We start from the raw sequence: 13,369 nt of genomic DNA, 5'->3' as shown, positions 1-13,369 counted from the left end.
CGCTTATCTCCGCTTGACGACGATTCCTGCCTGCTCACGGTCCCATAAACCGTCGACATTGATCTGCTCTCTTAACTTGAACTTCTCGACCTTCTGGCTGGAGTTGCGCGGCAAATCGTCCATGACCATCAGGTAGCGCGGAACCATGTAATAGGCCATGAGATCCTGACAATGCCTGATCATTTCGACGTGATCCAGCTTATGGCCAGGCTTAAGCACCAACGCCGCTGCGACCTCGTCCTCCGACATGGACGACTTGACCGCGAACACAGCGGCATCTCGAACTGCGGGGTGAGCGAGCAGGACTTGTTCGACCTCATATGCGGAAATATTCTCTCCTCTACGACGAATCGCATCCTTGACACGATCAAGGAACCAGAAGTAGCCGTCTTCGTCGATCAGGCCTATATCACCTGTGTGAAACCAGCCGTTGCGCCATGCCTTAGCGGTGGCGTCAGGCATCTTGTAATAGCCTTGCGAGTGCGCCCACGGCATACTGTGGCGGACCACAAGCTCGCCACGCTGCCCCGGAGGGAGGGGGAAATCCTTGTCGTCAACGATGCGGGCCTCTATACCAATACGTGGCCTGCCGCAGGAGCCGAGTTTGCCCAGCGGATCGATCAGGCTGTATGCATGGGTGGGGCCGAAATCGGTAAGGCTATAGCTCTGGATGAAGCGCAGTCCGAAGCGCTGCTCGAACGCTGTTCCGAAACTCGGGATCGGAGCAGACATACACATTCGCAGTTGATTTCTGCTATCTGTCTCGGCAGGCGTAGCGGCCCATAGGATATTCACCATCGAGCCAAGCAAATTTGTCAGCGTTGCGCCCGAGGCACGAACATCATTCCAGAAATTGGACGCGGAGAAACGCCGCTGCAGCGCAATGGACGCGCCCACCATCAAAGCGTTATATGTCGCACCTTGTAGCGCATTGGTATGGAACATCGGCAGACAAATATATGCGACATCGTCCGGGCGTTGTCCAAAAGCCTGTGCGTGACTCAATCCCCACAGGAAACACTGGGCCTGAGTAAGCACAACACCTTTCGATGGCCCAGTTGTGCCCGATGTGTAAATTATGTAGGCGGGGTCATCAAATACAACGTCGACATCCGGTGCTACGTCATCTTGCGCATAAAGCGTTTCGAAACACACCCGTTCCTGCTGGAACGGCACAGATTCCAACCCAGAGAGCTGGCCTCCCAGGACAATCAGGGACTTAATTGCAGGAATCTGCGCAGCGACTTCCAGATAGCTCGGCATCAACGAATAGTCAATGACCAGAGTCGTTGCGTCGGAATGATCCAGAAGATATTGCAGTGATCGGCCGCGGCTTGCCGTATTCAGCGGCACTGCTAGCGCCCCGATTTTTCCCAGGGCGAAATAAGTCAGGAGTTGTTCAGGGCTATTGTCCATCAGGACGGCGACATGCGAGCCACGACCTACGCCCAGGGCAACAAAGCCATGCGCTATCCTGCTCGATTGTGTATCGATATCCTGGTAGCTAAATTTGCGCCCATCGGGCAAATAATCAAGAAATACCTTGTTTCCCAGGCGGTCCGCCCGTTCACGCAAAACGTCTCGAGTAGTCAGAGAACGAACCTGATGGCCGAACCATCTATCATTACCGGTGATCAACCTTCTTCTCCTTGAGACACTGGCGACAGCGCGCGGTCCACTGCGTTTGCGATTTTTTCGGCATCGCCAATCTCATTTGCCAATATCAGAACCAGCCGGGCCAAAAAATCCGTAGCTTGATCAGGACGAAGTTTGTCGATAGCGGACGAAACCACACGGAACGACTTCTGCAATTCCATTTCCTACCTCTCTATTTCCACCTGGCATCCAATTGCCCGCAGATATTCATGCTGGATTTCCTGGGCCGATGGCCTGGTAATGCGCGACTGTATATAGCCATCCGGTCGAATCAGCATCCAATCCCCGTCCTCGACCTCCAAGCGCGCGCGGGCGGCATCATCGGCCAATACGATCTTGGCTCGGTCGTGGGGGCGAAGATGGACGACGGCTTCTGTATATGTTCTGTGCCTGGCGCCAGTCTTCTCGGCTGTCGCAGGGATGCTCGCGCCAGGGTCGTCCACGCAAAAAAACAAGCCTGTGAACGATGCAGGACACAGCAAATCATGCAGGAATGCGGACTTTCCCTCGATCTGCACGATGCAATCCGGCAAAGGATTCCCCACAACGGCTGGATGTGTGGGCATATCTTTATGTGCAGGATCCAGACATTCCGATTTGCTCGCGTTGAACGCGTCGATAAGCGGCAATATGAAAGGCTCGGTTGGCAAAAGGTCAAATGCCGCTTTACGCATCAAAGCAGCACCTTTTGTCGGAGCGGTCATACAAAGAGTAGCCAGGCCGATGTCATGCAAATTCTGCACGATCAATGGCCGGCGCTCCGCATCATAGGTATCCAGTAGTTTTTCTGGCGCTTCCCCCTTGAGCACCAGCGCCAGTTTCCAACCTAGATTAGCCGCGTCCAGCAGGCCCTGGTTCATTCCCCGGCCACCGAAAATCGGGGTCTGATGAGCCGCATCACCGGCGAACAATACATTGCCCGCTCGGTAACAAGGCAGACTGCGAGACATGGGACGGTAGGATGAAATCCACACCAGCCGAAACTCGTCCTGGGAAAGTCCCAACAAAGAAAGTTGTTCCTTTACTCTGCCAGCCACTACATCAGGGCTCATGGCCTTTTCAATGTCTTCATCGTCGTCCAGTGCGTAATCCAAGCGCCACACATCAAACGGCTGGCGATGCAAAATGACCGCCGAGTTGGGGCGATATGGCGGGCATATCCAAAGACGACGAGCAATGGGCAGATCGCTCCGCAATTCGAAATCGCAGATGACGAAGTTGCGAGAAATGACTCCATCGCCGATTTCCTCGTACTTCAAGCCCAGACTTCGACGCACTTGTCCTCGCGCACCATCAGCTGCAATGACATAACGTGCGGCGAGCGAATAGACACCTTCCGGCGCCTCGATCTCGAGTTCCGGACGCAACGGGTCGGAAGTATTGATACCGGTCACGGCATTCAGCCACCGTATATCTATATATGGCGACTCGATTACGGCGTCGAGCAGCACCTTCTCGGTCCACGGCTGCTGCAAAACGCTGATATCGGGGTATTTCTCTTGAGGATCCTGCCCATACGGCGCCTGGCTCACCAAACGCCTGCCGTGATAGACATAATTGGATTCGCGTGTAATAGCCTTTTCTCGAAATGCCTGCGCGATGCCGAGGCGATCGAGTATCTGCACGCTGCGACGTGTTACCGCCAGCGTGCGGCTGTTGTCTGAGAGCGTATCCCTGGCTTCAAGCAGGACGACCGGTATTCCATATTGAGCAATCGTCAACGCAAGTGTCAGCCCGACGGGACCAGCTCCCACTATTGCGATCGGGTGATCCGCCTTTTCTAGCGCACTCAACTCCACGGGTGGAGCCGAGCGATACCGCGACCATTCGAAATAGCGGGGCGTCTCTACCTGCATTTCCTCTCCTCGATGTCCGTTATACGGACATTTATCCTTTACACGAACAATTGTAGAGAATAGAAAGATCGCTCGTCAATAGTTTTTGCAACTTCAAGGCTCTGATCACACCGTCGTGCAACTAGCGAGAAGAATCCAGACCATCGTGTCCATCTCCACATGCTCGCCTATTTCCATGGACGGATTGATCTCTGCACACGCTTACTTATCCATGGTGAATAAATTCCGATTGCAGCAGCTCCGGTTTTACGAGGGGTCGCCAATTCGCTAAGCTTCGCCTTGACTCTGAGAGACAAGCCATGAAAATTGACGAAAAGCATCCTGATTTCGTAACGGCATTCGCCCGCGGCATGGGTGTCATACAGTGCTTTGGCAAGGGTGCCGAACAACTGACACTGACCGATGTAGCCAAGCGCACGGGCCTTTCAAGAGGCACGGCCCGACGCCTGTTGTTGACGCTGCATGCGATCGGCTATGTTGCCGTGGAGGAGGGTCATTTCCGCCTGTTACCCAAGATACTCGACCTCGGATACTCCTATCTCGCCTCCACCCCAATCTGGGAATTGGCGCAGCCGTTTATGAAAAATATCGTCGACGAAGTGGATGAGTCCTGCGGGCTCGCAGTCCTCGATGGAAAAGATGTGGTTTATTTGGCGCGTGTGCCGCCAACCCATATCTACATTATTCCCATATACGTAGGGACGCGTATGCCGGCCTACGCAAATGCCATGGGGCAGGTCCTGCTAGCCGAACTCACCGATGCGGAGCTCGACGCATACTTTGCCGAGGCAAAACCCACAAAGATCACACCCAGCACGGAAACCAATCCCAAGACAATTCGACGCATGCTGAAGCAAGTTCGCGAACAGGGGTATGCACTACCTGTGCATCAGGTTTACGAGGGCCGCGCATCACTAGCCGTACCGATACGTAATCGACAAGGGCGGGCCGTAGCTGCCATGAACGTCAGCGCACTACTGAGTCGCGTATCGCTTGACGACTTCCAGAACAAAATATTGCCGCTTCTGCAACGAACAGCCAGACAAATACAGGCGGGCCTGTCTTGACCTAGCCTCCCAAGAAAACCTCATATCTGATGAAATACGTCCTCAATCATGCTTGCCTCTGGTCAATTTCGGATGTGCAGCCTCCCTATACATCATCTGCATCAGATAATTCCTGGGTAACCCTCAAACCATTACGAACGCCCGATCCTCGAACTCTCATACACATATGCGAGGCCCGATTCTAGCGAAACGGCACATGTAGAATTACTCGTTATCGCGCTTACTCGCATCAACCGCACCGACCCCGCACAAGAGAAAAGAGAACCCGCATGCCTTTCGCCGCCGCCCTGCTGGACCTGGATGGAACCCTGCTGGATACGATCCCCGATCTTGCCGACGCATCCAACGCCATGCTGGCCGAGCTGGGCCTGGCGGGCCTGCCGCAGGAACAGGTCGCAACCTATGTCGGCAAGGGCACGCCGAACCTCGTGGCCCGCTTGCTGCAGGCGCGGGATACCGCGGCCGGACGGGCCGACCCCGAGGCGCGCTTCCGCGAGGCGCTGGCTTCGTTCCAGCGCCACTACCACCAGTGCAACGGACGGCGGGCCATCCTTTATCCGGGCGTGGTCGAGGGGCTGCAGGCCATGCGCGCGCAAGGCATGAAGCTGGCCATCGTGACCAACAAGCCCACCGAATTCACCCTGCCCCTGTTGCGCCTGAAGGGGCTGGACACCTACTTCGACCAAATAGTGTGCGGCGATACTTGCGCAGAAAAAAAACCACACCCCATGCCGATGCTGCACGCCTGCAAGCTGCTGGGCGTGCAGGCCGCACAGGCCCTGGCCATCGGCGATTCACTCAACGATGCCCAGGCGGCGCGCGCCGCGGGCGTGCGTGTGCTGGCCGTGCCGTATGGCTACAACGAAGGAAGCAGCGTGCATGATCTCGATGTCGATGCTATAGTGACGTCCATCGAAGACGCGGCCCGCTGGGCAAGCGAACACTGACGGCGGCGGCCGCAAGCGGCCAAGGCGCGACGAATCGCCCACCCGCTGCCGGTCTCTTCATCAGGAAACAAGACCACCTTACGCAACTGCCGAACAGACCAGCCATTCCATGTCCGCAAGCATGATTCTTTATTCCGTTCCCGGCGCTTATTGGCGCTGGTGGCGTTCGTGCACCGGGCGGCGGTAACCCTTTTCCGGCCAGCGAGATTGCGTACTCCTGAGCCAACAGCAACACCTGACGATACCCAGCCCGGAACCTTCATAGGCCGGGCTTTTTTGTTTCTGTCCGGCCGTGTGCCAACAAAACCCACACTGCCCCAAACGAGAACACCATGACAGAAATCGAATTCCAAGCGCTCGCCGCGCAAGGCTACAACCGCATCCCGCTGATCGCGGAAACCTACGCCGACCTGGATACCCCGCTGGCCATCTACCTGAAGCTGGCACACGCGGGCCCCGAAGGCGGACGCAACACATGCCTGCTGGAATCGGTAGTGGGGGGCGAGCGCTTCGGGCGCTATTCCTTCATCGGCCTGCCGGCCCGGACCGTCATCAAGTCCTCGGGCGACAAGACCGAAGTGCTGCGCGACGGCAAAGTCATAGAAACCCACCAAGGCGATCCGCTGGCCTTCATCGAAAGCTACCAGCAGCGCTTCAAGGTGGCGATCCGGCCCGGCATGCCGCGCTTCGCCGGCGGCCTGGCCGGCTACTTCGGCTATGACACCGTGCGCCACATGGAGCCGCGCCTGGGGCCGGCCGTCAAGCCCTTTCCCGCCGGCCAGGAAGGCGGCACGCCCGACATCATGCTGCTGCATGTGGACGAGCTGGCCATCGTCGACAACCTGGCCGGGCGCACCTACCTGATCGTCTACGCCGACCCGCGCCAGCCCGAAAGCTACGCGCTGGCCAAGCGGCGCCTGAAAGACCTGCGCGAAAAACTGCGCACGCCCGTCGTCATACCGTACGCCTACGCCAGCATGCAGACCGAGGCGCGGCGCGACTTCAAGAAAGAGGACTACATCGCCGCGGTATTGCGGGCCAAGGAATACATAGCTGCGGGCGACCTGATGCAGGTGCAGGTCGGCCAGGTCATCGCCAAGCCCTACCGCGATTCGCCGCTGTCGCTGTACCGCTCCTTGCGATCGCTGAACCCCTCGCCCTATATGTACTACTGGAACTTCGACAACTTCCACGTGGTGGGTTCCTCGCCCGAGATCCTGGTGCGCCAGGACGTAGTGGAAAAAGACGGCGAGCAGCAGTCCGAGATCACCATCCGCCCGCTGGCCGGCACCCGCAAGCGCGGCGCCACGCCCGAAGAAGACGAGCGCCTGGCCGAGGAACTGCTGGCCGACCCCAAGGAACGCGCCGAACACGTCATGCTGATAGACCTGGCGCGCAACGACGTGGGCCGCGTGGCCCGCACCGGCACGGTCGAGGTCACGGACACCATGGTGATCGAACGCTATTCCCACGTCATGCACCTAGTGTCCAACGTCAGCGGCACGCTCAACGAGGGCATGAGCAATATGGACGTGCTGCGCGCGGCCTTCCCCGCCGGCACGCTCACCGGCGCGCCCAAGGTGCGGGCCATGGAAATCATCGACGAGCTCGAGCCGGTGCGCCGCGGCATCTACGGCGGGGCCGCGGGCTACCTGAGCTACGGCGGCGAGATGGACGTCGCCATCGCCATACGCACCGGCATCATCAAGGACGGCATGTTGTACGTGCAGGCCGCGGCCGGCATCGTCGCCGACTCCGATCCCGAAAAGGAATGGCTCGAGACCGAGGCCAAGGCGCGCGCCGTGCTGCGCGCCGCCGAACAAGTGCAGTTCGGGCTGGACGAACCCATCTGATGGGCGACTCGACGCAGCCGGGGCGCGGCGCCGCTCCGGCCGTCCGGCTTGCCCGAATCATAAAGAGAGCTTATGGCTCTCCCAAAAAATACGATTTGCCACTTATTGCCGCCCCTGTCGATAATCCCGACAGGCCCGCGCGGCGCATCGGCGTCCATCGAACGGGCGGCAAACCGGATGGAACGATGAAAATCTACGTACTGGACGCTTTCCACGAAGCAGGGGTCGAACTGGCGCGGCAGCATGCCGAGGTGGTGTGCTGGCCCGATCCGCAGGTCAAGGACTGGCCCGAACACGCCGACGGGGTCATGGTGCGCATGACGCCCATCACCGCCGCCGACCTGGCACGGGCAAAACACGTCAAGCTCATCTGCAAGCAAGGGGTGGGATACGACACCATAGACATCGAGGCGGCCAAGCGCCACGGCATTGCCGTCAGTCGCACCCCGGGGGTCAACAGCGAGGCCGTGGCCGAGATGGGCATGGCGCTGGCGCTGGCCGTCGCGCGCCGCGTGGCGCGCTTCGACCGCATGCTGCGGGCCGGCGAGGAAATCGTGCGGCCGCGCCACCTGGGCGTGGAGATGACGGGCAAGACGGTGGGCATCGTCGGCATGGGCAATATCGGCACGGCGACCATGCGCAAGTGGGTGGGCGCCTTCAACGCCCGCATCATCGCCTACGACCCCTACGTGCCGGCCGACCGCTGGAGCGACGTCCCGCACGTGCGCGCCGCCAGCCTGCGCGAAGTGCTGTCCGAGGCCGACCTGCTGACGCTGCACGTGCCGCTGACCGACGAGACGCGCCACATGATAAGCCGCGACGAGCTGGCGCTGATGAAGGACGATGCCGTGCTGATCAACGTGTCGCGCGGCGGCATTGTCGATGAGCAGGCCCTGTACGAATCGCTGTCCGGCGGCCATTTGTTCGGCGCCGGCCTGGATGTCTTCGAGGCCGAGCCTCCCGCGCCCGACCATCCCCTGCTGTCGCTGCCCAATGTGGTCGCCACCCCGCACGCGGCCGGAGGCACGTCCGACACCCAGGTGCGCAGCTCGCTGCGGGTCGCCACCCAGGTCCTGGACGCGCTGGCAGGCAAGGAAATCGTCAACCGAGTGGCATGAGGAACACGCATAATGCGCATACAAGCCAAGGATATCCTGCATAACAACGTACGCGACAAGCTGGATCGCGGAGAAGTCGTCGCGTCCGTCACGGTGCGCCTTACGCGCGGCATAGAAATCGCGCGCATTGCCAAGACTGCCGGTTTCGACACCTTGTACATCGACATGGAGCACAACAGTTTCTCCATGGACGCCACGGGGCAGATCTGCATGGCGGCGCAGGCGCTGGACATCGCGCCCTTCGTGCGCGTGCCGGCCAACACGCCCGAGTGGATCTCCCGCGTGCTGGACGCGGGCGCCCTGGGCGTTATCGCCCCACACGTCGGCTCGGCCGAGGAAGCGCGCGCCGTGGTCGCCGCCGCCAAGTTCGCCCCGCTGGGCGAACGCTCCGCGGCGGGCGGCCTGCCGCAGCTCGAATTCCGCTCTTTTCCCGCGTCGGAATCCTATCCGGTGATGAACCGCGCCACCATGGTGATCGTGCAATTCGAAAACGTGGCGGCGCTGGAACATGCCGAAGAGATCCTGGCGGTCGATGGCGTCGATATGGTGCTGATAGGCACGAACGACCTGACCGCCGACATGGGGATCGCGGGCCAGTACGATCATCCCCGCGTACGCGAAGCCTACCAGCGCACCATCGACATCTGCCGGCGCCTGGGCAAGCACTGCGGCGTGGGCGGCCTGTCCTCGCGCCACGACCTGGTCGTCGAATTCGTGAAAATGGGCGCGCGCTACGTTTCCACAGGCACCGACACCGCATTCCTGCTGCAGGCCTGCACCGCAAAGGCCAAGCAAGTCCTGGACATCGAACTCTGAAACCTGCCATGCCCGCATCTGATCCTGCCTTCGCCCTGCACGGCGTCACACACCAGGCCGTCGACTTTGAAGTCCCCGCGCTGGCCTGCGACTGCCACACCCATGTCTTCGGCCCCGCCGGCCGCTACCCCTATGCGCCCGGGCGCAAATACACGCCCGGGGAAGCCTCCGTGGCCGAGCTGCAGGCCTTGCACCGTCACCTGGGGATGCAGCGGGTCGTAATCGTGCAGCCCAGTCCCTACGGAACCGACAACTCGGCCACGCTCGATGCCCTCGGCCTGCTGGAGGGCCGCGGCCGCGCAGTGGCGGTCATCGACGAACACACCGGCGACGACGAGCTGCGGCGCATGCACGAGGCCGGCGTGCGCGGCATACGCCTGAACCTGGAAACCGAAGGCATCAGCGACCCGGCCTATGCCCGGCGGCAATTGCAATGGGCGGCCGGGCGGGTCGGCCCGCTGGGCTGGCACGTGCAGATCTTCACCAACCCGGCCGTGCTGGCAGCGGCCCGGGACACCATCGCAGGCCTGGGGGTGCCGGTAGTGGTCGATCATTTCGGCAGGACTTCCACTGACCCCGGCGGCCGGCCCGGCCTGGATGCCCTGCTCGAACTGCTGCGCTCGGGCGCGGCCTGGGTGAAGCTGTCGGCCCCCTATCGCTTGTCCGCCGGCCCGGACAGCGCGCCGGTGCGCGAACTCGCCCGGATGCTGATCGCGGCCAACCCGGAACACATGCTATGGGGCACCGACTGGCCGCACCCCGGCGGCGGCAGCCGCAGCGGCTCGGTGGACGCCATAGAGCCGTTCCAGCCCATAGACGACGGGCGCGCCCTCAATCGCCTCGCCGAATGGGTGCCCGACCGCGCCCTGCTCGAAAAAATACTGGTTCACAACCCGGCGCGCCTGTACGACTTCTAGTGAGCAGGCAGGCGCGTCACGCAGCAATCCGCCACGAAGGAGACAAGAATGGATGAACGCATCAGGATCCCGCGCAGGCGATTCAGCCTTGCCATGGCCGGCTCTCTGAGTCTTGCCCTGCCCCTGGGCGCCAGGGCCAAGCAGCAGATCCCCAAACGGCCCATCATGCTGACCGTGCCGTTCGCCCCCGGGGGCAGCAACGACATCATGGGCCGCGCCATTGCCGAGCGGCTGTCGATGCGGTTCGGCCACAACGTGGTGGTGGAAAACCGCCCCGGCGCCGGCAGCGTGGTGGGGGCCGAGCATGTGGCCAGGGCCCGGCCCGACGGCACCAATCTGCTGCTGATATCGGCGGCCTTCACCATGACGCCGGCCGTCACCGCGCTCAGCTACGATCCGCTCAAATCGTTCGTGCCCGTGGCCATGCTCGCCATGGGGCCGAGCGTGATCGCGGTGACCTCGAGCTTTCCGGCCAATACTGTGCAGGAACTGGTCGAGTATTCCCACAAGCATCCGGGCAAGGTGTTCTTCGGCTCGGCGGGGGTGGCCAGCTTCCAGCACTTCGCCATCGAACTGTTCAAGATGAAGTCCGGCGCCGATCTCACCGTCGTGCAGTACAAGGGCGGAGGCCCGGCGCTGCTCGACCTGGTCGCCGGCAATGTGCAGGTGTCCCTGGGCAGCCTGATACAGATGAAGCCCTTCCTGGAATCCGGCAAGATCAAGCTGCTGGCCATTGCGGGCCCCAAGCGCGTCGCCTTCCTGCCCAAGATCCCCACCTTGAAGGAAGCCGGCATCGACATCGACATGCGCAACTGGTGGGCCCTGCTGGCGCCCGCCGGAACGCCCGACGGCATCGTCCAGCAGTTCCACGACGAGGTCAATGTCGTGCTCAAGACCCCCGAGGTGCAGCGGCGCTTCGCCGCGGAAGGCGCCGAGACCATGCCGATGAGCCGCGCGCAACTGGCGGCCTTCATCAAAGAGCAACTGGCGAAATGGGCCGAGGTCGCCGCCAAGACCGGCATCAAGAAAGGCTGACCGGGCGGGCCGCAGCCTACTGTTTCTGGATGTGGGCGGTCTTCATGACGGCCCCCCACTTCTCGATGTCGGCAAGCTGGCGCGCCCGCAATTCCTCGGGCGTGCTGTGCCGGGCGACCATGCCCAGTTCCAGGAAACGCGACTTGACTTCTGGCAGGGCGAGTACCGCCGCCAGTTCGTGGTTGACGCGATCCACCGCGACACGGGGCGTGCCGGCCTTGGCCGCCAGGCCGTTCCAGGCGGTCACCACATAGCCGTCGAGGCCGCTGCGCGAAATGGGCGGCACGCCCGGCAGGCCCGGGAAAGGCTCGCCGCCGGTGATGCCTATGGCGCGCAACACGCCGGCGCGGACCTGGGAAATAACGGGCGCGATGGTTTCCACCATGACTTGCGCGTCGCCCGCGCGCACGGCCCGGACCACGTCGCCCGAAGTGTGGAAAGGCACGGTCACGGCGGAAATGCCGGCCATGGACTTGAACAGTTCCGCCGCGAAGAATTGCGCGCTGCCGACCTGCACGGTGCCGATGGTGAGTTTGCCCGGCTGCCGGCGCGCATAATCGATCACGTCCTTCACCGTCTTGAAGGGAGAGTCGGCCTTGACGGCAAATACGTAATCGAAATCGGCGGCCAGCGACACCATCTGGAAATCCTTGACGGCGTCGAACGGCAGCGACTTGAACAGCACGGGCGTGATGCCGAAATTGCCCGTCGCCGCGAGAATGAAGGTATAGCCGTCGGCGGGCGCCTGCAGCACCGCCTGCGAGGCAATGATGCCGCCTGCACCCGGCTTGTTCTGCACGATGATGGACTGGCCCAGGCGTTCGGCCAGCTTGGGCGCGATGATGCGCCAGCTGATGTCCGCGGTGCCGCCGGGCGCATAGCCGATGACAAGATTGATGGTGCGCGCGGGGTAGGCCTGCGCGGCCCGGGCCTCGCCCGCGAGCACGGGGGCAAGGGCCAGGCCTTGCAGTAACTGGCGTCGATTCATGAGAAGTCTCCTGGGCGGCCGGTATCCGGGCCGCTCACTGTATGTTGCTCATTGGATGTTGATATGCGCATTCTTGACCACCCGGGCCCACTTCCGGTATTCGGACTCGATATACCCGTCGAGATCTTGCGCGCTGCCGGCTTGCACGGTCACGCCCTGGTTCTGCAAGGTACTGCGCAGCTTGGGGTCCTGCAGCGCGCGATCGATGCCGCGGTTGAGTATCTGCACCACGCCGGGCGGCGTGCCCTTGGGCGCCACGACGGCGAACCAGGTGCCGGCCTCGAATCCGGCGATTCCCGATTCTGCAACGGTAGGGATGTCGGGCGCGGCCGGCACGCGCGCCGCGCTCGACACGGCCAGCGCGCGCAGCTTGCCGCCGAGCACCAGCGGCAAGGATACGGGCAGGTTCGAGAACATCAGGGAAATCTGGTTGCCTATCGTATCGGTCAGGGCCGGCTGCTCGCCCTTGTACGGAACATGGGTCATGCGGATGCCGGCATCCAGCGCCAGCAGCGCCATGGCCATGTGCGGCGTGGTGCCCACGCCGCCCGAGCCGTAATTGATTTTGCCCGGCTCTTTCTTGGCGAGCGCCACCAGTTCCTGTACGGTGCGCGCGGGAAACTTCGGATTGGCTACCAATAGCAGCGGCGAACTGCCGACCTTGCTGATGCCGGCATAGGCCTTCAGCGGATCCAGCCCGGCATCGGGGTGCAGCAGGGGCGCCACCGCCAGCGTGGTCTGCGTGCCCATGAGCAGCGTGTAGCCGTCCGGCCGCGCATCGGCCACGTACTTGCCGCCTATGAGGCCGCCCGCGCCGGTGCGGTTCTCGACGATCACCGACTGCTTCAGCTCTTTGGAAAGCCCCGCCGCCAATACGCGGGCCACGTTGTCGACGCCGCCCCCGGCGGCAAAGGGCACGACGAGACTGATCTGGCGGGCCGGCCACGCTGCCGCTTCGGCGCCCGAGGCAAGCACGCAAGCCGCAGCCGCGGCGCACAGGGCTCGGACAAGTGGAACGAATCGCATGGTGTGTCTCCTGTTCTGTTTTATGGTTTGCCGCTATACGGCGTCTATCGCCGGCCGCCGGGCCCGGGGCTTCCCGCCTGCCGCATCGGC

12 protein-coding genes are annotated in these 13,369 nt (G+C 62.0%); 7 read left to right on the top strand and 5 right to left on the bottom strand.

Going from position 1 to position 13,369, the window contains the following annotated elements; translation table 11 throughout:
• Nucleotides 1-3: 3 nt before the first annotated feature.
• The 3 genes from KVP10_RS11885 to KVP10_RS11875 are packed head-to-tail and all read right to left on the bottom strand — an operon-like array spanning nt 4 to nt 3,512.
• Complete coding sequence (locus KVP10_RS11885; RefSeq protein ID WP_217964804.1) at nt 4-1,638, bottom strand: ATP-dependent acyl-CoA ligase; 1,635 nt, start codon at nt 1,636-1,638, stop codon at nt 4-6.
• Nucleotides 1,635-1,817: a DUF2783 domain-containing protein gene (locus KVP10_RS11880; protein WP_217964803.1), complete on the bottom strand. Its 183-nt coding sequence runs from the start codon at nt 1,815-1,817 to the stop codon at nt 1,635-1,637. The genes KVP10_RS11885 and KVP10_RS11880 overlap by 4 nt, the downstream gene beginning before the upstream one ends.
• A gap of 3 nt (nt 1,818-1,820) precedes the next feature.
• Nucleotides 1,821-3,512: an FAD-dependent monooxygenase gene (locus KVP10_RS11875; RefSeq protein WP_217964802.1), complete on the bottom strand. Its 1,692-nt coding sequence runs from the start codon at nt 3,510-3,512 to the stop codon at nt 1,821-1,823.
• A 299-nt stretch (nt 3,513-3,811) separates the two neighbouring features.
• Between KVP10_RS11875 and KVP10_RS11870 the strand changes: the two genes are divergently transcribed.
• From KVP10_RS11870 to KVP10_RS11840, 7 genes are all read left to right on the top strand, one after another.
• The gene (locus KVP10_RS11870; RefSeq protein WP_217964801.1) at nt 3,812-4,579 is read left to right on the top strand and encodes an IclR family transcriptional regulator domain-containing protein; all 768 of its coding nucleotides are present in this window, start codon (nt 3,812-3,814) and stop codon (nt 4,577-4,579) included.
• Between the two features lie 269 nt (nt 4,580-4,848).
• Nucleotides 4,849-5,526 (top strand): phosphoglycolate phosphatase, encoded by a 678-nt coding sequence (locus KVP10_RS11865; protein ID WP_217964800.1) that lies wholly within the window; start codon nt 4,849-4,851, stop codon nt 5,524-5,526.
• A 332-nt stretch (nt 5,527-5,858) separates the two neighbouring features.
• Entirely contained in the window at nt 5,859-7,379 is a 1,521-nt protein-coding gene (gene trpE, locus KVP10_RS11860; RefSeq protein ID WP_217964799.1) for an anthranilate synthase component I, read from the top strand.
• Between the two features lie 185 nt (nt 7,380-7,564).
• A complete protein-coding gene (locus tag KVP10_RS11855) occupies nt 7,565-8,497 on the top strand; it encodes a hydroxyacid dehydrogenase (protein WP_217964798.1) in 933 nt (310 codons plus the stop codon).
• A 12-nt stretch (nt 8,498-8,509) separates the two neighbouring features.
• On the top strand, nt 8,510-9,313 hold the full coding sequence (locus tag KVP10_RS11850) for an HpcH/HpaI aldolase family protein (RefSeq protein ID WP_217964797.1): 804 nt from the start codon (nt 8,510-8,512) through the stop codon (nt 9,311-9,313).
• An 8-nt stretch (nt 9,314-9,321) separates the two neighbouring features.
• Nucleotides 9,322-10,230, top strand: coding sequence for an amidohydrolase family protein (locus KVP10_RS11845; protein WP_217964796.1), 909 nt, complete (start codon nt 9,322-9,324; stop codon nt 10,228-10,230).
• Nucleotides 10,231-10,278: 48 nt separating this feature from the next.
• A complete protein-coding gene (locus tag KVP10_RS11840) occupies nt 10,279-11,265 on the top strand; it encodes a Bug family tripartite tricarboxylate transporter substrate binding protein (protein ID WP_217964795.1) in 987 nt (328 codons plus the stop codon).
• A gap of 16 nt (nt 11,266-11,281) precedes the next feature.
• Here the strand turns inward: KVP10_RS11840 and KVP10_RS11835 are convergent, their stop codons facing one another.
• Nucleotides 11,282-12,253 (bottom strand): Bug family tripartite tricarboxylate transporter substrate binding protein, encoded by a 972-nt coding sequence (locus KVP10_RS11835; RefSeq protein ID WP_217964794.1) that lies wholly within the window; start codon nt 12,251-12,253, stop codon nt 11,282-11,284.
• 48 nt (nt 12,254-12,301) lie between these two features.
• Nucleotides 12,302-13,279: a Bug family tripartite tricarboxylate transporter substrate binding protein gene (locus KVP10_RS11830; protein ID WP_217964793.1), complete on the bottom strand. Its 978-nt coding sequence runs from the start codon at nt 13,277-13,279 to the stop codon at nt 12,302-12,304.
• Between the last annotated feature and the right edge of the window lie 90 nt (nt 13,280-13,369).

This window comes from Candidimonas humi, from assembly GCF_019166065.1.
Classification (GTDB): Bacteria; Pseudomonadota; Gammaproteobacteria; order Burkholderiales; family Burkholderiaceae_B; genus Candidimonas; species Candidimonas humi.
Note: the sequence above shows the minus strand (reverse complement) of the source record. Positions and strands in the feature narration are given on the sequence as shown.

Coding starts and splice junctions, on each gene's coding strand:
- KVP10_RS11880 (WP_217964803.1), bottom strand. CDS start 1,817: ATGGAATTGCAGAAGTCGTTCCGTGTGGTTTCGTCCGCTATCGACAAA.
- KVP10_RS11875 (WP_217964802.1), bottom strand. CDS start 3,512: ATGCAGGTAGAGACGCCCCGCTATTTCGAATGGTCGCGGTATCGCTCG.
- KVP10_RS11870 (WP_217964801.1), top strand. CDS start 3,812: ATGAAAATTGACGAAAAGCATCCTGATTTCGTAACGGCATTCGCCCGC.
- KVP10_RS11865 (WP_217964800.1), top strand. CDS start 4,849: ATGCCTTTCGCCGCCGCCCTGCTGGACCTGGATGGAACCCTGCTGGAT.
- trpE (WP_217964799.1), top strand. CDS start 5,859: ATGACAGAAATCGAATTCCAAGCGCTCGCCGCGCAAGGCTACAACCGC.
- KVP10_RS11855 (WP_217964798.1), top strand. CDS start 7,565: ATGAAAATCTACGTACTGGACGCTTTCCACGAAGCAGGGGTCGAACTG.
- KVP10_RS11850 (WP_217964797.1), top strand. CDS start 8,510: ATGCGCATACAAGCCAAGGATATCCTGCATAACAACGTACGCGACAAG.
- KVP10_RS11845 (WP_217964796.1), top strand. CDS start 9,322: ATGCCCGCATCTGATCCTGCCTTCGCCCTGCACGGCGTCACACACCAG.
- KVP10_RS11840 (WP_217964795.1), top strand. CDS start 10,279: ATGGATGAACGCATCAGGATCCCGCGCAGGCGATTCAGCCTTGCCATG.
- KVP10_RS11835 (WP_217964794.1), bottom strand. CDS start 12,253: ATGAATCGACGCCAGTTACTGCAAGGCCTGGCCCTTGCCCCCGTGCTC.
- KVP10_RS11830 (WP_217964793.1), bottom strand. CDS start 13,279: ATGCGATTCGTTCCACTTGTCCGAGCCCTGTGCGCCGCGGCTGCGGCT.